17 protein-coding genes and 1 pseudogene are annotated in these 18,188 nt (G+C 70.0%); 10 read left to right on the top strand and 8 right to left on the bottom strand.

The annotated features are described in order from the left end of the window. Nucleotides 1-71 precede the first annotated feature (71 nt). Together H8B08_RS15975 and H8B08_RS15970 are read left to right on the top strand one after the other, a co-directional pair. Complete coding sequence (locus H8B08_RS15975) at nucleotides 72-518, top strand: polymer-forming cytoskeletal protein (RefSeq protein ID WP_255500893.1); 447 nt, start codon at nucleotides 72-74, stop codon at nucleotides 516-518. 162 nt (nucleotides 519-680) lie between these two features. Then, nucleotides 681-1,328 (top strand): glutathione S-transferase family protein, encoded by a 648-nt coding sequence (locus H8B08_RS15970; RefSeq protein WP_187451187.1) that lies wholly within the window; start codon nucleotides 681-683, stop codon nucleotides 1,326-1,328. 46 nt (nucleotides 1,329-1,374) lie between these two features. Here the strand turns inward: H8B08_RS15970 and H8B08_RS15965 are convergent, their stop codons facing one another. The 4 genes from H8B08_RS15965 to H8B08_RS15950 form a co-directional block, all read right to left on the bottom strand. After that, nucleotides 1,375-1,896: a GNAT family N-acetyltransferase gene (locus H8B08_RS15965; protein WP_370545502.1), complete on the bottom strand. Its 522-nt coding sequence runs from the start codon at nucleotides 1,894-1,896 to the stop codon at nucleotides 1,375-1,377. Nucleotides 1,897-1,978: 82 nt separating this feature from the next. Further along, nucleotides 1,979-3,095 (bottom strand): peptide chain release factor 2 gene (gene prfB / locus H8B08_RS15960; protein WP_187451185.1). Its coding sequence is split into 2 segments (ribosomal slippage): nucleotides 1,979-3,025 and nucleotides 3,027-3,095, totalling 1,116 coding nucleotides; the frame shifts between segments, so codons are not numbered across the junction. 127 nt (nucleotides 3,096-3,222) lie between these two features. Then, the gene (locus H8B08_RS15955) at nucleotides 3,223-5,622 is read right to left on the bottom strand and encodes a penicillin-binding protein 1A (RefSeq protein WP_187451184.1); all 2,400 of its coding nucleotides are present in this window, start codon (nucleotides 5,620-5,622) and stop codon (nucleotides 3,223-3,225) included. Between the two features lie 111 nt (nucleotides 5,623-5,733). Continuing rightward, the gene (locus H8B08_RS15950) at nucleotides 5,734-6,948 is read right to left on the bottom strand and encodes an N-acetylmuramoyl-L-alanine amidase (RefSeq protein ID WP_187451183.1); all 1,215 of its coding nucleotides are present in this window, start codon (nucleotides 6,946-6,948) and stop codon (nucleotides 5,734-5,736) included. Between the two features lie 394 nt (nucleotides 6,949-7,342). Here H8B08_RS15950 and H8B08_RS15945 point away from each other — a divergent pair, with 394 nt between their 5' ends. From H8B08_RS15945 to H8B08_RS15935, 3 genes are all read left to right on the top strand, one after another. Continuing rightward, on the top strand, nucleotides 7,343-9,862 hold the full coding sequence (locus H8B08_RS15945) for a ribonuclease E/G (RefSeq protein WP_187451182.1): 2,520 nt from the start codon (nucleotides 7,343-7,345) through the stop codon (nucleotides 9,860-9,862). A 79-nt stretch (nucleotides 9,863-9,941) separates the two neighbouring features. Further along, nucleotides 9,942-11,333 carry a M48 family metalloprotease gene (locus H8B08_RS15940; protein WP_187451181.1) on the top strand — a complete coding sequence of 464 codons (1,392 nt, stop codon included), beginning with the start codon at nucleotides 9,942-9,944 and terminating at the stop codon, nucleotides 11,331-11,333. A 15-nt stretch (nucleotides 11,334-11,348) separates the two neighbouring features. Continuing rightward, nucleotides 11,349-12,056, top strand: a complete 708-nt coding sequence (locus tag H8B08_RS15935; RefSeq protein ID WP_187451180.1) for a DsbA family protein — start codon at nucleotides 11,349-11,351, stop codon at nucleotides 12,054-12,056. Nucleotides 12,057-12,227: 171 nt separating this feature from the next. Here H8B08_RS15935 and H8B08_RS15930 read toward each other — a convergent pair whose 3' ends face one another. Continuing rightward, nucleotides 12,228-13,016: a thiazole synthase gene (locus H8B08_RS15930; protein WP_187451179.1), complete on the bottom strand. Its 789-nt coding sequence runs from the start codon at nucleotides 13,014-13,016 to the stop codon at nucleotides 12,228-12,230. Then, the gene (gene thiS, locus H8B08_RS15925) at nucleotides 13,016-13,213 is read right to left on the bottom strand and encodes a sulfur carrier protein ThiS (protein WP_163263031.1); all 198 of its coding nucleotides are present in this window, start codon (nucleotides 13,211-13,213) and stop codon (nucleotides 13,016-13,018) included. Before thiS ends, H8B08_RS15930 begins: the two co-directional genes overlap by 1 nt. A gap of 77 nt (nucleotides 13,214-13,290) precedes the next feature. Here thiS and H8B08_RS15920 point away from each other — a divergent pair, with 77 nt between their 5' ends. From H8B08_RS15920 to aat, 4 genes are all read left to right on the top strand, one after another. After that, the gene (locus H8B08_RS15920; RefSeq protein ID WP_187451178.1) at nucleotides 13,291-13,743 is read left to right on the top strand and encodes a type II 3-dehydroquinate dehydratase; all 453 of its coding nucleotides are present in this window, start codon (nucleotides 13,291-13,293) and stop codon (nucleotides 13,741-13,743) included. Nucleotides 13,744-13,759: 16 nt separating this feature from the next. Beyond that, entirely contained in the window at nucleotides 13,760-14,251 is a 492-nt protein-coding gene (accB, locus tag H8B08_RS15915; protein WP_187451177.1) for an acetyl-CoA carboxylase biotin carboxyl carrier protein, read from the top strand. Nucleotides 14,252-14,254: 3 nt separating this feature from the next. After that, a complete protein-coding gene (accC, locus tag H8B08_RS15910) occupies nucleotides 14,255-15,598 on the top strand; it encodes an acetyl-CoA carboxylase biotin carboxylase subunit (RefSeq protein ID WP_187451176.1) in 1,344 nt (447 codons plus the stop codon). A 104-nt stretch (nucleotides 15,599-15,702) separates the two neighbouring features. Beyond that, on the top strand, nucleotides 15,703-16,353 hold the full coding sequence (gene aat, locus H8B08_RS15905; RefSeq protein ID WP_187451175.1) for a leucyl/phenylalanyl-tRNA--protein transferase: 651 nt from the start codon (nucleotides 15,703-15,705) through the stop codon (nucleotides 16,351-16,353). Here aat and H8B08_RS15900 read toward each other — a convergent pair. After that, nucleotides 16,320-16,934 (bottom strand): DUF2155 domain-containing protein, encoded by a 615-nt coding sequence (locus tag H8B08_RS15900; RefSeq protein ID WP_187451174.1) that lies wholly within the window; start codon nucleotides 16,932-16,934, stop codon nucleotides 16,320-16,322. The two genes, aat and H8B08_RS15900, sit on opposite strands and share 34 nt — an antisense overlap. Nucleotides 16,935-16,945: 11 nt before the next feature. Beyond that, on the bottom strand, nucleotides 16,946-17,341 hold the full coding sequence (locus H8B08_RS15895; protein ID WP_187451173.1) for an NADH:ubiquinone oxidoreductase subunit NDUFA12: 396 nt from the start codon (nucleotides 17,339-17,341) through the stop codon (nucleotides 16,946-16,948). A 209-nt stretch (nucleotides 17,342-17,550) separates the two neighbouring features. Between H8B08_RS15895 and H8B08_RS15890 the strand changes: the two are divergent. Continuing rightward, nucleotides 17,551-18,188: pseudogene (locus tag H8B08_RS15890) on the top strand (hypothetical protein); the annotation flags it as partial.

Below are 18,188 nucleotides of genomic sequence, written 5' to 3'. Positions count from 1 at the left end.
TTCCGGTCCCGCCGCTGCCGGACCTCAACGCTCAAGCCCCGCGCAAGGCTCCCACGCCGACGGCCGCCAAGATGGCCTCCGTCCTCGCCTCCGATCTCGTGTTCGAGGGCAACGTCTCGGGCGCCGGCGATCTGCACATCGACGGCACCGTCCGCGGCGACGTGAAGGTCGGCCGGCTGACCGTCGGCGAGACCGGCAATGTCGAAGGCGGCGTCCAGGCCGACATCGTCGAAGTCCGCGGCCGCATCGTCGGCGCGGTGGTCGGCAAGCAGGTCAAGCTGCTCGGCACCGCCTATGTCGACGGCGACATCAGCCACGAACAGCTGTCGATCGACGTCGGCGCCTACTTCCAGGGCCGCTGCCTGCAGGTGCGCAAGGGCGAACCGACCCCGGTCTCGCACCACCCGCAAGCCGCCGGGTCGATGGGCTTCAGCACCCCGTCCTACGCCCAGCCGGTGCCCGCGCCGGCCCCGGTCGACGCGGGCCAGCTGATCGAGCTGAAGCCGGCCTCGGCCTAAGCCGCGATCGAGCCACGAAGACAAGCGAAGCCCCGCCGGAGCGATCCGGCGGGGCTTTCTCGTTCCGCCCTGACCCGCGAAGAAAGTTCAGACGGCCTGTCGCCAGGCCCGCGCCCCGTTCGTCCTCTGGGGCGGAGAAGCTAAGAGGCAGGAGCTCGCCCCATGATCCCGACCATCACCGCCTTCGAGCGGTCGCCCGATCGCGGACGGGGGCTGGCGCGCGACATGCCGGTCCGCTGGGCGCTCGAGGAAGCCGGCCAGCCGTACGACGTCCGGCTTCTGTCCTTCCCCGAGATGAAGCAGCCCGCGCATCGCGCGCTTCACCCGTTCGGACAGATCCCGACCTATGAGGACGGCGACCTCGTCCTGTTCGAGTCCGGGGCCATCGTGCTCCATATCGCGGAGCGTCATGCGGGCCTGCTGCCGGCCGACGCCGACGCCCGGGCGCGCGCCACCGCCTGGATGTTCGCGGCGAAGAGCACGATCGAGCCGCCGATCGTCGAGCGCGGCATGGCGATCCTGTTCGAAGCCGACAAACCCTGGCACGCGGAACGCCTGCCGATGCTCGAGGATCGGGTCCGCGATCGGCTCGGCGAGCTCTCAGATCGCCTGGCCGGCCGCGACTGGCTGGACGGCGAGTTCAGCGCCGGCGACCTGCTGATGGTGACGGTGCTGCGCCGGCTGAACGGCTCGGGCCTGCTGGAAGAGCATCCGAACCTACTCGCCTACGTCGCCAACGGCGAAGCGCGGCCGGCCTTCAAGCGGGCCTTCGCCGCCCAGCTGGCGGTTTTCGAGGCGGCCGCCGGCTGACGACCGCGCGGGAAGGTCCACAGCCTCCGCGGGCGGCGGGGCTCGCTTACGAACCGGACCCGGTCGCCTTTTCCATGTAGATCACGCCGGGCTGGTCCGGACGGGGCCCGACCGGCGCCCAGCCGCGCCTGGAGTAGAACCTCATGGCCGGCAGGTTCTTTTCGGCGACGCTGAGACGCGCCCGGGCGTAGCCGCGGGCACGCAGCGCCGCCATCGCATGCTCGTCCAGGGCCTCGCCGAGGCCCCGCCCGCGCGCCTCGGGCGCCAGATAATAGGTGTAGACGTAGCCGACCGCCGGATCCCCATGGAAACGGCCGGTCACCAGCAGGCCGACGTCTTCGCTCCCGTCGAGAGCGAAGTTCGCCTGGGCCGGATCTCCGGCGAGCCGATCTTCCAGCCAGGAGAGATACCCCGCGCCGTCCGCGCCGAACTCGCGCGTGAACCGGTCGTCGTCGAACGAGAGGGCGAACACCTCGCGCACGAAGCGGATGACGAGATCAGCATCTCGCGCGAGATCGATCGGGCGCAGCGTGAGCGAGGTCATTGCACTAACGGCATAGCCCAGCACCAAGCCGCTCGCCACGGGCCCACAAGACAAAGCCCCGCCGGATCGCTCCGGCGGGGCTCGTTCATTCAGGCTGCGGCCGCGGTCAGGCGGCGTCGCGGGTGGCGCCGACGCGCTGGGCCAGGGAGGCGGCCATGAACGGGTCGAGGTCGCCGTCCAGAACGCCCTGGGTGTCCGAGGTTTCCACGTCGGTGCGCAGATCCTTCACCATCTGGTACGGCTGCAGCACATACGAGCGGATCTGGTGGCCCCAGCCGATGTCGGTCTTCAGCTCTTCGAGGGCGGCCGCGGCCGCCTCGCGCTTCTGAAGCTCCAGTTCGTAAAGCTTGGCGCGCAGCATCTTCCACGCCTTGTCGCGGTTCTGGTGCTGCGAGCGCTCGGTCTGGCACGCCGCGACCGTGTTGGTCGGGATGTGGGTCAGACGCACGGCCGAGTCGGTCTTGTTGACGTGCTGGCCGCCGGCCCCGGAGGCCCGGTAGGTGTCGGTGCGCACGTCGGCCGGGTTGATCTCGATCTCGATGGTGTCGTCCACCACGGGCGAGACGTAGACCGAGGCGAAGCTGGTGTGCCGCCGGGCACTGGAGTCGTAGGGCGAGATCCGCACCAGGCGGTGCACCCCGGACTCGGTCTTCAGCCAGCCGTAGGCGTTGGGGCCCTTGATCTGGATGGTGGCCGACTTGATGCCCGCGGTTTCGCCGCCGGTCTCTTCGATGAAGTCGACCTCGTAGCCGTGGGCGCCGGCCCAGCGGGTGTACATGCGCAGCAGGATCGAGGCCCAGTCGCAGGACTCGGTGCCGCCGGCGCCGGAGTTCACTTCCAGATAGGCGTCGTTGGAATCAGCCTCGCCGCTCAGCAGGGCTTCCAGTTCGGCCCGGCCGGAGCGCTCCTTGATCGAACGCAGCTGCGCGCGGGCCTCTTCGAGCGAGGCCTCGTCGCCTTCCTCGTCGGCCATCTCGGCGTAGCCGATCGCGTCGGCCAGCTCGCGCTCAAGCGCGCGGACCGTCTCGACCTGGCCGCCGAGGCGGGTGCGGTCGCGCATGACGGCCTGGGCTTCCTCAGGCTTGTCCCACAGGGTCGGGTCTTCGACCCGGGCGTTCAGTTCGTCGAGACGTCTAAGGGCGACATCCCAGTCAAAGTCGCCTCCTGAGCAGTCCTACGGACTGCTCGATGTCGGCCGCCATGGCCTCGACATCCGCGCGCATCAGCTTCGCTCCTGACAGGCGGGCCCGAGGCCGCGCCGTCGCTTTCGCTCAAATCAAGCGGCGGGCCTTCTCAGGCCCGACGCAGGGTCGCGGGAGATAGCGCGGGACGCCCCGCGCCACAACCGCGTCAGTACAGACCGTTGAGGTCTTCGGGCACCTTCTTCGGCGGCGGCTTGGGCTGGGTCGCCTCGCCGGCGCTGCCGGCGCCGGTCACCTGGCCGTCGCGCCACACGTCGTCATAGGCCTGCGGGCCGGAGGCCACGCCGGCGTCCGGCTCGAACACCCGCGGCTTGGGCTCGGTTCCGGGGCGGAAGGCCTCCTCGATGCCGCGGACCATGACGAACTTGGCGTCCTTCGGCTTGGGGAATTCCTGGACCGGCTTGCCCTTCATGGCGTCGGTCATGAAGTTCACGAACACCGGCACGGCGGTCACCGCCCCGGCCTCGCCCTCGCCCAGCGAACGGTTGTCGTCGAAACCGATGAACACGCCGACCACCAGGTCGGGCGTGTAGCCGACGAACCAGGCCGAACGGTACTCGTTGGTGGTGCCGGTCTTGCCGGCCACCGGACGGCCCAGCACGCGCGCCTGCACGGCGGTGCCCCGCTGGACCACGCCCTCGAGATACGAGGTGATCTGGTAGGCGGTGATCGGGTCCATCACCTGCTCGCCGCCAGCGGCGATGCGCGGGCTCTCGTCGCCGGAGAAGCCGCGGGTGCAACCGGGGCAGCGGCGGGCGTCGGCCTTGTGCACGATCTCACCGTCGCGGTCGGCGACCAGCTCGATCATGTGCGGCTGAATCTTGCGTCCGCCGTTGCTGAACATGGCGTAGGCCGCGGTCAGGTCGTAGGGCGTGGTCTCGCCCGCGCCCAGCGCCATGGACAGCACCGGCGCCATGTCCTTGACCACGCCGTAGCGGATGGCGTTCTCGCGGATCTTCTTCATGCCGACCTGCTGGGCCAGTCGCACGGTCATGACGTTGCGCGACAGCTCCAGCCCCTTGCGCAGGGTCTGCGGGCCGTAGAACTTCTTGTGGTAGTTCTCCGGCGACCAGACGTTGCCGGCGCGGTCGGTGAACGAGATCGGCGCGTCCAGCACGATGCTGGCCGGCGTGAAGTCATTTTCCAGCGCCGTGGCGTAAACGAACGGCTTGAAGGCCGAACCGGGCTGACGCATCGCCTGGGTCGCGCGGTTGAAGTTCGACAGCGAGTAGCTGTAGCCGCCCACCATCGCCACCACTCGGCCGGAATACGGCTCCATCGCCACCAGCGCGCCGTTGACGGCGGGCACCTGGCGCAGGCGGTAGACGCCGCCGCCGGCCGGCTGGACGAAGATCAGGTCGCCGTGCTTCAGGCCAGCGCCGGCCCGCGCCCAGGTCACGTCCTGGGGCTCCAGTCGGCCGCTCGCCCCCTCGGGCAGGCGCACGCGAACGTCGGCGCCGGCGGATTCGACGATGGCGGCGCGCCAGTCCGGCCGTTCGGCCGGCGGCTTCTTAGCCAGGGCCTGCTTCTCCCAGCCCGGGGCGATCTCGACATTGCCCCAGGCGCCGCGCCAGCCGTGGCGGCGGTCGTAGTTCTCCAGCCCGTCCATCAGCGCCACCCGCGCGGCCGTCTGCAGCCGCGGATCCAGGGTGGTGCGCATGTAGTAGCCGCCCTTGTTGACCTCCTCGCCCAAGAGGCCCAGCGCACGGCGGCGGACCTCCTCCACGAAGAAGTCGGCGTCCTTGTACTTGGCGCGCGAGGGGGCGCTTTCGACCACCAAATCCTGGGCGATGGCCTCCCTGGCCTGCTCGCGGGTGATCCAGCCCATCTGGGCCATCTCGCCGATGATCCAGTCGCGGCGCGCCTTGGCCTGCGCCTTGTGCTTGATCGGATGGTAGTTGTTCGGGCCCTTCGGCAGCGCGGCCAGGTAGGCGGCTTCGGCGATGGTCAGCTTGTTCAGCGGCTTGCCGAAGTAGTTGTAGGCGGCCGAGGCCACGCCGTACGACCGGTAGCCGAGGAAGATCTCGTTCAGATACAGCTCGAGGATCTGCTTCTTCTCGAGCGTCGCCTCCAGGCGCCGCGCCAGAATCGCTTCCTTGAGCTTGCGGCTCAGGGTCGGCTCGTTGGACAGCAGGACGTTCTTGGCGACCTGCTGGGTGATGGTAGAGCCGCCTTCGAGGCGGCGGCCGCGCACCACGTTCAGCGGCGCCTTGGCCACGGCGCGGCCCATGCCGCCGACGTCGATGCCGCCGTGCTGGAAGAAGTTGCGGTCCTCGGCGGCCAGGAAGGCCTGCACCACGACCGGGGGGATCTCGTCATAGGGCACGAAGATTCGCCGCTCGCGCGAGAATTCGCCGATCAGCGTGCCGTCCCAGGCGTAGACGCGCGTCGCCGTCGCCGGCCGGTATTCGGCCAGCTCGCCCGCATCGGGCATGTCGTGGAACAGCCAGGCGGCGTAGATGGCCAGCGCCAGGCCGGCCACGGCCACCACGCTCATCACCGCGACGCCCGCCATGGCGAACCAACGTTCGGCAGACTTCACCCACAACCTCCGAGAGGACGCCCCCTAAGGGTCTTACCGGGTCCAGCGTAAGAGGCAAAGAGGTCCGCGTCCTTAGGGCGCGACGCCGCGCCCTGCCGCCGACCGCTCAGCGGCCTGTCACTGGCCGCTGGAAACCGCCGCGTAGCGGGATTCGTGCTCGAAATAGGCGTCGATCGCGTCGCCCACGCCGTCCATCAGGCGGGCGCGGCGCTTCGGATCGTTCAGGGCGCGCTCGTCGTCCGGATTGGTCAGGAAGCCCATTTCCAGCAGCACGGCCGGCACGTCGGGGGCCAGCAGCACCACGAAACCGGCGTCCCGGTGGCTGCGCTGCAGGAGCGCCGTGCGGTCGCCGATTCGCTCCAGCAGCACCCGGGCGAAGGCGGCCGAGCGGTTGCGGGTCGCCCGTTGGGTCAGGTCCAGCAGAATGCGGTTCACCGAGGCGTCGCGGCCGGGCAGGTTGACGTCGCGCACCCAGTTCTCGCCGTTCAGCACGTGCCGGGCGGCCCGGTCGGAGCCCTGCTCGGACAGGGTGTAGACGCTGGCCCCGCGCAGCGAGGCGCTGTCGCCGGCGTCGGCGTGGATCGAGATGAACAGCTCCGCCTCGGCCCGGCGGGCCTGGGCCACGCGCGTCTCGAGCGGGATGTAGACGTCGCTCTCGCGGGTCATGACCACGCGATAGCGGCCGGTGCGCTCCAGGCGCACCTTGAGCTCGCGCGCGGCGGCCAGGGTGACGTCCTTTTCGCGGGCGGCCGCGCCGTGCGCGCCGGGGTCCTTGCCGCCGTGGCCGGGGTCGATGACCACCACGCGGCGGGTCGAGCGCGGACGCGGGTCGGCGGCGACGGCCGACGCCCTGGTCTGCACCGTCGCGGGCGCGGCGGCGGCGACGCGCGGCTGCGAGCCCGGGCGGGCTTCCAGGTCGACGACGTAGCGATAGACGTCCACGCCGTCGCCGGGCGGCAGCAGGAAGCGCCGCTTGACCACGGCGTCGCGCGACAGCGAGAGGTTGATGCGGGCCGCCCCGCCGGCGCGTTCCACCGACCAGGCGCTGACCAGGCCGGTCCCCCTGCCCTGCAGCGCGCCGGGCGCGTCGACGCCGGGCAGCGACAACACGACCCTGCGCGGATCGGCCCCGACGATCTGACCTTTGACGGAACGGTCGAGGTCGACGACGACGCGCGTGCTGACGGCGTCGCCGCCCAGGCGCACCTTGAGCACGCCGCCGGAGGCCGAGCCGCGACCCGCGCCGACGCCCAGGGCGACAGCGGCCGCTACGGCGACGACGGCGAGAAGTCGCCCACCTCCGCCGAACAGGGGCCTCAGCCGGCCGAACATCCCACGCTCCGACAAGTCGCTGGAGCCAGCATAGATGGCTCAGGCGGATTCATAATGGGTTAACACACGGCGCGGTTGCCGAGGCGCTTTCATTTTCCGCGCGAGTGTTGCTAAAGTCACCTGGCGCGCGACCGGCTGAGGCGTAATCCGCCGCTGAAGCGCGCGCACCCGCGTCGTATGTACTTTCCAAAGCACACCTCGACGCCCACTTTCATCCGACGCGCCGACCGGCGCGACAGGGAAACTTTGAGCCTTATGGGCAGCGTCGCACCCGCTCATCTCCGGCCTGACGCCGACCGCGCACCGCGCGGCGGGGCGGACCGTGCGCGCGCCCTCCGACAGCAACACCGGCGCCCGGCCCTCGTGCCCGATGCGCGCCGTGGAGACCCTTTGAATGCCCAAGAACATGTTGATCGACGCGGCGCATGCGGAAGAAACCCGCGTCGCCGTGGTGGACGGTCCCCGGGTTGAGGAATTCGACTTCGAAAGCCGCGCCAAGAAGCAACTGCGCGGCAACATCTATCTGGCCAAGGTGACGCGGGTCGAACCCAGCCTCCAGGCCGCCTTCATCGAGTACGGCGGGAACCGGCACGGCTTCCTCGCCTTCAACGAAATTCACCCCGACTACTTCCAGATCCCGGTCGCCGACCGGGAAGCGCTGATGGCCGAGGCCGACGACGAGGACGACGACCTCGAGGCGGGCGGCGAGGACGAGGACGAAGAGCTTCCGGCCGAAGAGGCGCGCCTGCGCCGTCGGATGATGAAGCGCTACAAGATCCAGGAAGTGATCAAGCGCCGCCAGGTGCTGCTGGTGCAGGTCGTCAAGGAAGAGCGCGGCAACAAGGGCGCGGCGCTGACCACCTACCTGTCGCTGGCCGGCCGCTACGGCGTGCTGATGCCCAACACCGCCCGCGGCGGCGGCATCAGCCGCAAGATCACCCAGGCCACCGACCGCAAGCGCCTGAAGACCGTGGTCCAGAGCCTCGAAGTGCCGCAGGGCATGGGCCTGATCGTGCGCACCGCCGGCGCGGCCCGCACCAAGGCCGAGATCAAGCGCGACTACGACTACCTGCTGCGGGTGTGGGAGAACATCCGCGAGACCACCCTGCACTCGATCGCCCCGGCGCTGATCTACGAGGAGGAGAGCCTCGTCCGCCGCGCCATCCGCGACATGTACGACAAGGACATCGACGCGGTCCTCGTCGAGGGCGACGAGGCCTACAAGGAAGCGCGCGACTTCATGCGCATGCTGATGCCTTCGCAGGCCAAGAAGGTTCAGCACTACCGCGAGCCGACCCCGCTGTTCGTGAAGGAGCGGGTCGAGGACGTGCTGGCGCAGATCTATTCGCCGGTCGTGCCGCTGAAGTCCGGCGGCTATCTGGTGATCAACCAGACCGAAGCCCTGGTCGCCGTGGACGTGAACTCCGGCCGCGCGACCAAGGAACGCAACATCGAAGCCACCGCGCTGAAGACCAACCTGGAGGCGGCCGACGAAGCCGCCCGCCAGCTGCGTCTGCGCGACCTGGCCGGCCTGATCGTCATCGACTTCATCGACATGGAGGAGTCGAAGAACAACCGGGCCGTCGAGAAGCGGCTCAAGGACGCCCTGAAGGACGACCGCGCCCGCATCCAGATGGGCAAGATCTCGCCCTTCGGCCTGATGGAAATCAGCCGCCAGCGCCGCCGCACCGGCGTGCTGGAAGGCACCACCCACGTCTGCGAACACTGCCAGGGCGCCGGTCGCGTGCGCTCGGCCGAGTCCGCGGCGCTGCAGGCGCTGCGCGCGGTCGAGATCGAGTCCGTCCGCGGCGGCGCCGGGGCCATCACGCTGCGCCTGCCGGCCGCCGTGGCCCTCTACGTGCTGAACGAGAAGCGCGCCTTCCTGATGCGCCTGCATCAGACCCAAGGCCTGTTCGTCAGCGTGGTGGTCGACGACAACCTCGCCCACGCCGAACACGCTATCGAGCGCACCGAAACCTCCGAACGTCCGCCGGCCCTGATCGAGGCCGCGCCGGTCCGCCAGCTCTATGAGGCGCCGGAGATCGAAGAGGTCGAGGAAGAGGAAGAAGAGGACGAAACCGAGGACGAGGCCGAGGCCGAGGCCGAGGCCGAGGGCGAAGAGCGCGCCGCCGCCGCCGTCTCCGGCGAGGCCGAAGGCCGCCGCGGTCGTCGTCGCCGTCGCCGTCGCGGCGGTCGCCGGGAAGAGTTCGAGGCTCGCGGTCCGCGCCTCGTCGAAGCCGAAGCCGAAGCCGGCGAGGAAGACGAAGGCGAGGAAGAGGAAGAAGGCGAAGCGGTCGCCGGCGAGCACGAGGACGAGGACGGCCGTCGCCGCCGTCGCCGTCGCGGTCGCCGCGGCGGGCGTCGCATGCGCGAGGAAGGCCGCACGCGCGATCCCTACACCTGGACCCGCGCCCGCACGCCGTCGCTGGAGGACCCGTACGTCTGGTTCGACCCGCTGGAGCGCCAGGAAGCCCGCGAGGCCCCTGCCCCGGTCGAACGCGAGCGCGAGCGCGAACGCCAGCCCCGGCGCGAGCCGGTGCTGACCGTGGTCGAGACCTCCGCCCCGGCGGTCGTCGAGAAGGCCGCCGAACCGATCGAAGCCGCGCCGGAGCCGGTCGCCGAGGAGGCGCCGACGAAGCGTCGCCGCGTGCGCCGCAAGGCCGCCGCCCCGGTCGCGACCGAAGCCGCGCCCGAAGCGCTCGTCGCCGAGGTCGAGGTCGAAACGGTCGAAGCCGTCGCCGAGCCGGCGGCCCAGCCGGTCGAGGAGCCGGTCGTGCTGGCCCACTTCCAGCCGGTCGTGCTGGAGACGCCGCCGACTACGATCGAGCCGGTCGCCGCGCCGGAACCCGATCCGCACCAGATCTCGGCCCCGCCGGCCACGCCCAAACGCGGCTGGTGGCGCGGCCGCGGCTGACGGACTAAATTCGGCCACGAGGCGCGGTGTTGAATGCCGCAACGGCGCGGTTAGGGGAAAGCAGGAGCTAAAATCGCCCATGATTTCCTCCAAGCGCGCGTCGAAGCTCGTGGCCGGCCTGCTGATGGTCGGCGTCGCCTTGGCGGCGCCGGCCGCCCAGGCCATGAACATGATCCGGGACACCGAGATCGAGGAGATCATCCGCAAGGAGGCCAACCCGGTCCTCACGGCCAGCGGCCTGAACGCGGACGACGTCGATTTCTACCTGGTGGCCGATAAGGAGCTGAACGCCTTCGTCACCGGCGGTCAGAACATCTTCATCCACACCGGCCTGATCCAGGAGACGGAGAACCCCAACCAGCTGCTGGGCGTCATCGCCCACGAAGCCGGCCACATCTCCGGCGGCCACATGATCCGCTCCGGCGACATGAACCGGGCCGGGATGAAGCCCTTCCTGCTGACCATGGGCCTGGGCGTGCTGGCCGCGGCGCTGGGCGCGCCGGACGCGGCCGGGGCCCTGATCGGCAGCTCGCAGTACTTCGGCGCCCTGGGCGCCCTGAACTATTCGCGCGTCCAGGAAGCCGCCGCCGACCAGGCGGGCGTGGCCGCGCTGGAAAAGGCCGGCCTGTCGGGCCGCGGCCTGGTCGAGTTCTTCGACAACTTCCGCTACCAGGAAGTCTTCTCCGAAGCGAAGCGCTACCAGTTCTTCCGCAGCCACCCGCTGTCGTCGGAACGCATCGAGGGCCTGCGCCGGCGGGTCGAGGCGCAGCCGCATTACGACCAGACCGACTCCGCCGAGGCGATGGCCGCCCACGCGCTGATGAAGGCCAAGCTCGACGCCTTCCTGAGCCCGCCGCAGCAGATCTTCATCAAGTACTCGGAGAAGGACACCTCCTTCCCGGCCCGCTACGCGCGCACCATCGCCTACTACCAGGCCACCGAGCCTGAGAAGGCGCTGAAGTCGCTGGACGCCCTGCTGGCCGAGCAGCCGAACAACCCGTACCTGTGGGAGCTGAAGGGGCAGATCCTGTTCGAGAGCGCCCGCGCAGGCGACGCCGAACCGGCCCACCGTCGCTCGGTGGAGCTGAAGCCCGACGCGCCGCTGCTGCGCATCAACCTGGCCCAGACCCTGTTGGCCGAGAACACTCCGGAAAAGACCGAACAGGCCATCCAGGAGCTCGGCAAGGCGCTGACCGCCGAGAAGGACAACGCCTTCGCCTGGCGCCTGCTGTCCGAAGCCTTCGATTCCAAGGGGATGCCCGGCCAGGCCCGTCTGGCCGCGGCCGAGTACCACTACGCCGTGGGCGAACTGCGCGAAGCCCGCGTGTTCGCCATGCGCGCCCGCGAGCACCTCGAGAAGAACACCCCCGACTGGCGCCGCGCCACCGACATCGTGCTGGTGTCGGACCCGTCGGACGACGACCTGAAGACGATCGCCCGCGAGGACCGCGGCCCGTCTCCCTCCAACTGACCCGGACCTGAGCCCATGCGCCTTGCGACCGCCCTCTCCGCCGCCTTGCTGCTGGCCGCCTGCTCGCGCGAGCCGGCGGTGGAGAAGGACTTCGGCGACAAGGTCCGCGCCTACCTGCTGACCCATCCCGAGGTGATCGAGGAGGCGGTGGTCAAGCTGCAGGAGAAGCGCACCGTCGAGGCCAAGGCCAAGGCCGGCGACCTGCTGCGCAAGCACGCCAAGGAGCTGACCGCCGACAAGCGCGACTTCGTGGCCAACCCGAACGGCAAGGTCACGGTCGTGGAGTTCTACGACTACCGCTGCGGCTTCTGTAAGTCGGCCACCCCGCAGATCGCCGAGCTGATCCGCTCCGACCCGAACGTGCGGTTCGTGTTCAAGGAGTACCCGATCTTCGGCGACGTCTCCGACCGGGCCGCCAAGGCCATGATCGGGGCTAAGGACAGCGGCAAGTACCTGGAGCTGCACAAGGCGCTGATGGCCGAGAAGTCGCTGGACGACGAGGCGCTCGCCCGGGTGTTCGCAGCCCACGGCCTCAACGCCGCGGCGATGATCGCCAAGGCCGGGGCCAAGGCCGATGCCCAGATCCTGGAGACCGAGAAGTTGGCCGCCGACCTCAGCATCGACGGCACGCCGGCCTTCGTGGTCGGCGACCAGATCGTCCACGGCGCCGACATGCCGGCCCTGACCGCGGCGATCGCGGAAGCGAAGAAGAAATCGACCTGATTTCCTTCTCCCCTAGCGGGACAAGGTGGCGCGCGAAGCGAGTCGGATCATGGGTGAAAGCGCGACGCTTGCCCCTCTCACCCACTCGATTCTGACGCCTTGGCGCGAACACCGCTCATCCGGCCGGCTCCGCCGGCCACCGTCTCCCGCAAGGGGAGAAGGCGCATGGGCTCAGATCAGCCCCGCCAGTGGGCTGGACGGGTCGGCGTAGCGCTTCTTGGGCATGCGGCCGGCCAAATAGGCTTCGCGGCCGGCGATGACCGCGTGCTTCATGGCGTTGGCCATGCGGATCGGGTCCTTGGCCTCGGCGATGGCGGTGTTCATCAAGACGCCGTCGCAGCCCAGCTCCATGGCCACCGCGGCGTCCGAGGCGGTGCCGACGCCGGCGTCGACCAGCACGGGGACGGTGGTCTGCTCGACGATCAGGCGGATGTTGACCGGGTTCTGGATGCCCAGGCCCGAGCCGATCGGCGCGCCCAGCGGCATGATGGCCGCGGCGCCCGCGTCCTCCAGCTTGCGCGCATAGACCGGGTCGTCGGAGCAGTAGACCATCACGTCGAAGCCGTCGGCGACCAGCAGCTTCAGGGCGCGCAGCGTCTCCTCCATGTCCGGGTAGAGGGTCTTGGCGTCCGACAGCACTTCCAGCTTCACCAGGTTCCAGCCGCCCGCCTCGCGCGCCAGGCGCAGGGTGCGGATGGCGTCCTCGCCGGTGAAGCAGCCCGCCGTGTTGGGCAAATAGGTGAAGCGGTCCGGTTTCACGAAGTCGGTCAGCATCGGCTGGCTGACGTCCGACAGGTTCACCCGCCGCACCGCCACCGTGACGATCTCGGCGCCGGCGGCTTCAGCCGCCGCGGCGTTGGTGGCGTAGTCCTTGTACTTGCCGGTGCCGACGATCAGGCGCGAGCGGAAGGTCCGGCCCGCAACCGTCCAGGTGTCCTGGGTCTGCATAGAACCGTCCATCAACCGCCTCCTACGAACTGCACGATCTCGATCCGGTCGCCTTCGGTCAGGCCGGTCATGGCGTAGGTCGAGCGGGGCACGATGGCCAGGTTGCGCTCGACCGCCACCTTGCGGACGTCCAGGCCCAGCTCCTCGACCAGGCCCGCCACGTCGGCCGCGGCCACCTCGCGTTCCTCGCCGTTGATCAGAAGCTTCATAAGGCTCACTCCGGGAGCGGAGCTTGTGACCCCGGACGCCCGACGATACAAGTGCCCGGCGTTTGCGCGGGGGGCGAATGTCCAAACCCATCTACGTGCTCAACGGGCCCAACCTGAATCTGCTGGGAGTCCGGGAGCCGACCGTCTACGGCAAGGCCACGCTGGAGCAGGTGCGCGAGCTCTGCGAAGCGCGGGCCGACGCCTTCGGACGCAAGGTGGTGTTCCGCCAGACGAATCACGAGGGGGAGCTGATCGACTGGGTTCAGGAGGCGCGTGAGCAGGCCTGCGCCCTGGTCCTCAATCCCGCGGGCTACGGCCACACCTCGGTTTCCCTCCTGGACGCGCTCCGGACCTTGCCTATTCCGGTCGTGGAGTGTCATTTGTCCAACCCTGCCGCTAGGGAACATTTCCGGCGGCATTCGTTTGTCGCCCTGGCGGCCGCCGGGACGATCTCGGGCTTCGGCCCGCTCAGCTACGAACTCGCCGTCGACGCGGCGCTGCGCCTGTGCGGCGCGGTCCGCGCGGCGTAAGCCTAAGGTTTCTTGCATGTCCAACGGTAAAGCTCCTGGCGATCAGATCGACGCACGTCTCGTGCGCAAGCTCGCCGACATCCTCCGCGATACGGAGCTCACCGAGATCGAGGTCGAGCAGGGCGAACTGAAGATTCGCGTCGCCCGCCAAGGCGCCGTGGCCGCGGCTCCCGCCATGTACGCCGCCGCGCCGATGGCCGCTCCGATGGCCGCGCCGGCTCCGGCGGCCGCGCCGGTCGCCGCCGCCGCGCCGGCCGCCGAGGCTCCGGCCAAGGGCGATCTGGTGAAGTCGCCGATGGTCGGCACCGTCTACCTGCAGCCGCAGCCGGGCGCCGATTCCTTCGTGAAGCCGGGCGACCGCGTGAAGGCCGGCCAGACCCTGCTGATCGTCGAAGCCATGAAGACCATGAACCCGATCCCCGCCCCGCGCGACGGCGTCGTGCTCGAGGTGCTGGTCGGCGACGCCCAGCCGGTCGAGTACGGCGAACCGCTGGTCGTGATCGAGTAGGCCATGTTCGACAAGGTTCTGATCGCGAACCGGGGCGAGATCGCGCTTCGGGTCCACCGCGCCTGCAAGGAAATGGGCATCGCCACCGTGGCGGTCCACTCCGAGGCCGACGCGTCCGGCATGTGGGTGCGCCTCGCCGACGAGAGCGTCTGCATCGGCCCCGCCCCTGCCGCCAAAAGCTACCTGAACGTCCCGTCGATCATCGCGGCGGCCGAGATCACCGGCGCCCAGGCGATCCACCCGGGCTACGGCTTCCTGTCCGAGAACGCCCGCTTCGCCGAGATCGTCGGCGCGCACGGCATGACCTTCATCGGCCCGAAGCCGGAGCACATCCGGATCATGGGCGACAAGATCACCGCCAAGCAGACGGCCATGGAAGCCGGCATTCCCGTCGTTCCGGGTTCCGACGGCGGCGTCGCCACGGTCGAGGAAGCCATGGCGGCGGCCGAGAAGATCGGCTTCCCCGTGCTGATCAAGGCCGCCTCCGGCGGCGGCGGCCGCGGCATGAAGGTGGCCAAGGACCGCGAAAGCCTGGCCGAAGCGGTGTCGACCGCCCAGGCGGAGGCCGCCGCGGCCTTCGGCGACGGCACGGTCTACATGGAGCGCTACCTCCAGAAGCCGCGCCACATCGAGATCCAGGTGATCGCCGACGCCTACGGCAACGTGGTGCACCTGGGCGAGCGCGACTGCTCGCTGCAGCGCCGCCACCAGAAGGTGCTGGAGGAGGCCCCCTCCCCGGTCATCGACGCCGCCGCCCGCGCCAAGATCGGCAAGACCGTCGTCGATGCGATCAAGAAGATCGGCTACCTCGGCGTCGGCACCATCGAGTTCCTGTACGAGGACGGCGAGTTCTTCTTCATCGAGATGAACACCCGCCTGCAGGTCGAGCACCCGGTGACCGAGCAGATCACCGGCATCGACCTGGTCCGCGAGCAGGTGCGCATCGCCGCCGGCGAGAAGCTCAGCTTCACCCAGGACGACGTGGTGTTCGAAGGCCACGCCATCGAGTGCCGCATCAACGCCGAGAACGCGCGCACCTTCACGCCCTCGCCGGGCCTGGTCACCGACTTCCACGCCCCGGGCGGCCTGGGCGTGCGCCTCGATAGCGCGCTCTACACCGGCTATTCGATCCCGCCCTACTACGACAGCCTGGCCGGCAAGCTGATCGTGCACGGCCGCGACCGCGCCGAGTGCATCGCCCGCCTGAAGCGCTCGCTGGGCGAAATGGTGGTGGCCGGCATCGACACGACCATCCCGCTGTTCCAGGACCTGCTGGTCGAGCCCGACATCCTGAAGGGCGAGTACAACATCCACTGGCTGGAAAACTGGATCAAACAGGGCGGCTGACGCGCTGTTGAGCAGCCCTCCCCTCGCGGGGAGGGCTGTCGCCTTTGAACGGCCGCCATCCCGGCCGAAGCGTTGGAAGCCTAGGACGCCCGAGCGGACCGACCGTGCAGGCCTTCACCGTCGACGACCTGATCGATTGCTATGCGCGGGGCGTCTTCCCGATGGCCGACGCGCGCGACGACGAGCGCGTCTTCCTGATCGACCCCGAGCGTCGCGGGGTCATGCCGCTCAACGCCTTCCATATCCCCGGACGCCTGGCCCGCACGGTCCGCTCGGACCGCTACGAGGTGCGCATCGACACCGCCTTCGAGGAGGTCGTCGAGGCCTGCGCGGCCCCCACCGAGGAACGCGACGAGACCTGGATCAACCGCCCGATCCAGGAGCTGTACGTGGCCCTGTTCGCGCGAGGCCACGCCCACAGCGTCGAATGCTGGCGCGAGGGTCGGCTGGTCGGCGGCCTGTACGGCGTGGCGCTGGGTGGGGCCTTCTTCGGCGAAAGCATGTTTTCGCGCGAGCGCGACGCCAGCAAGGTGGCGCTGGTCCACCTGATCGGCCGCCTGACCGCCGGGCGCTTCCAGCTGCTGGACGCCCAGTTCATGACCTCGCACCTGGCCCAGTTCGGGGCTCAGGAGATCGGGCGCGCGGAATACCGCCGCCGGCTGGCGCGCGCCATTCAGGTCGAGGGGGACTTCTTCGCCCTGCCCACCCGTTCGGGCGGGGCTCAGGCCTTACAGGCGATCAGCCAGGCGTCGTAGACCGGGTGCTCGAACGGGTTCAGGCCCGGCGAGCTGGCGTACATCCAGCCCTTGAACACCTGACGCGAGGGCCGCTGCTCGGCCTGGGCGCGCGGTTCGGCGCGCACTTCGATATAGGCCGCGGTGTCCTTCATCGGCTCGTCCGGCGCGCTGGTCTCGCAGGCGCGCACGGTGAACACCAGCCCCTTGTAGCGGACCGGCACGCCGACCTTGGCCTCGAAGCGCATGGTCTCGGCGGTGATCTTGTCCAGAGCCTGGATGACGGCGGCCTGGTGGCGCGCCCGCTTGTCCGGGGCGACCGGCGTCTCGGGCGCGGGCGGCGGAGCCTCGGCCTTCTTCTCCGGCTGGACCGGCGGCTCGGGCTCTTCCGGATAGATCGGGGTCGGAACGGGCTGCTTGTAGGCCGCCGGCGGAGTCACCTCGCCCGGGGCCGGCGGCGGCTCTTCCGAGGAATCGTTTTGGGGCGCGGCCGTCGGCTGGGGCGCCTGCGGCGCGGGCGGCTGCACAGTCTGGGCTTGCACCAGCCCCGCGCCCAGCGACGCCAGGAGCGCCGCCGCGCCGACCGCCTTCAGCATCCGCATGCCGCCACCCCTCACTCCGGCTTCCAGGCCTCGTAGTCGCCGGTGGCCGCGGCGCGCTTGCCGCCACGGGCCAGCGAGCCCTTCGGACGATAAGCGTACGGCGTTCCGCTCAGGTTGGGGAGATGTTCCTTTTCCCAGCGGCGGCGCGGCAAAGGCGCACGGGTCGGCGGCTCGGCGAAGGTGTAGTGCAGCCAGCCGTGCCAATCGGGCGACACCTTGGACGCCTCGGCGTAGCCGTTGAACAGGACCCAGCGGCGCTTGCGCCCGTCGTACGAGCACTTGGCGTCCTTGGCTTCGTAGTAGCGGTTGCCGAACTCGTCCTGGCCGACGAACACGCCGCGGCGCTTGACCGTGAACAGGGTGCCGAGGGTGGCGCCGTTCCACCAGGTGAAGATCTTGTCCAACACGTCGCTGAAACCTGAGAAAAACCAAGGCGCGCGCCGGGCGGCCGCGCGACGCGGACTATAGGCGCCGCCCCCCGCCCCGTCCAGCCGTCGAGGAAGGGCGCGGCCACGCTAGATATTGTGGGTAACTGGCTCCGCGGCCTCAAGGTTTATTGCCAACCCTCGATTAACACTTCTACCGTGGGTCGAGAGCGCTCTCGACGGAATCGGCCATGCGTTTCGAAAAACTGTTCACGCGCCCCGAAAGCCTTCGGTTCGAACGCCAGTCACGGCGGATCGAGACCGTGCGCGGGGTGGTCGAGGTCGAGGCCCCGCAGGACTGGACCAACGCCCGGGTCGAGGCCTGGCTGGACTGGGCGGCGAGCCTGCCCGGGGACTGGCCGGCCAACGCCCCCGCCAGCCTGTCGCCCGACAAGCCGTTCGATCCGCTGCTGGCCGGCGGGCCCGACCGCTACGCCCGTCGCCTGGCCGCCTGGGGCTACGCCACCGGCCTGTTCGCCCAGGAAGCCGACGCCGAACTGTTCGCCGAAGAGCTCTGGGCCGTGATCGCCGCGGGCCTGGCCGCCCCGGCCGCCCAGCGCGCCGGCGGCGAACGCGTCCACCCGGTGGCCGACGACCGCCTGCCGGCCGTGGCCGACACCCCGGTGCTCCGCCTGGACGGCGTGGAGTTCCGTCCCGCCCTGGAAGCCCGCCTGGCCGCCTGCCGCGCCGCCGACCTGGCCTCGGCCGCGGCCGAGCGTCTGGCAGAGCGGCTGGACGCCGTGCGCGACGCGGTCGCCCGCTGCGGGGGCGGCACGGACGCCTGCGCCGATCCGGCCCGCAACCCGGCCCTGGCGCGCGCCGCCTGGGC

It is taken from the genome of Caulobacter sp. 17J80-11, from assembly GCF_014349105.1.
In the GTDB taxonomy this organism is placed as follows: Bacteria; Pseudomonadota; Alphaproteobacteria; order Caulobacterales; family Caulobacteraceae; genus 17J80-11.
The sequence above is the reverse complement of the archived record's forward strand: the minus strand, read 5'-3'. Positions and strand labels throughout refer to the sequence as shown.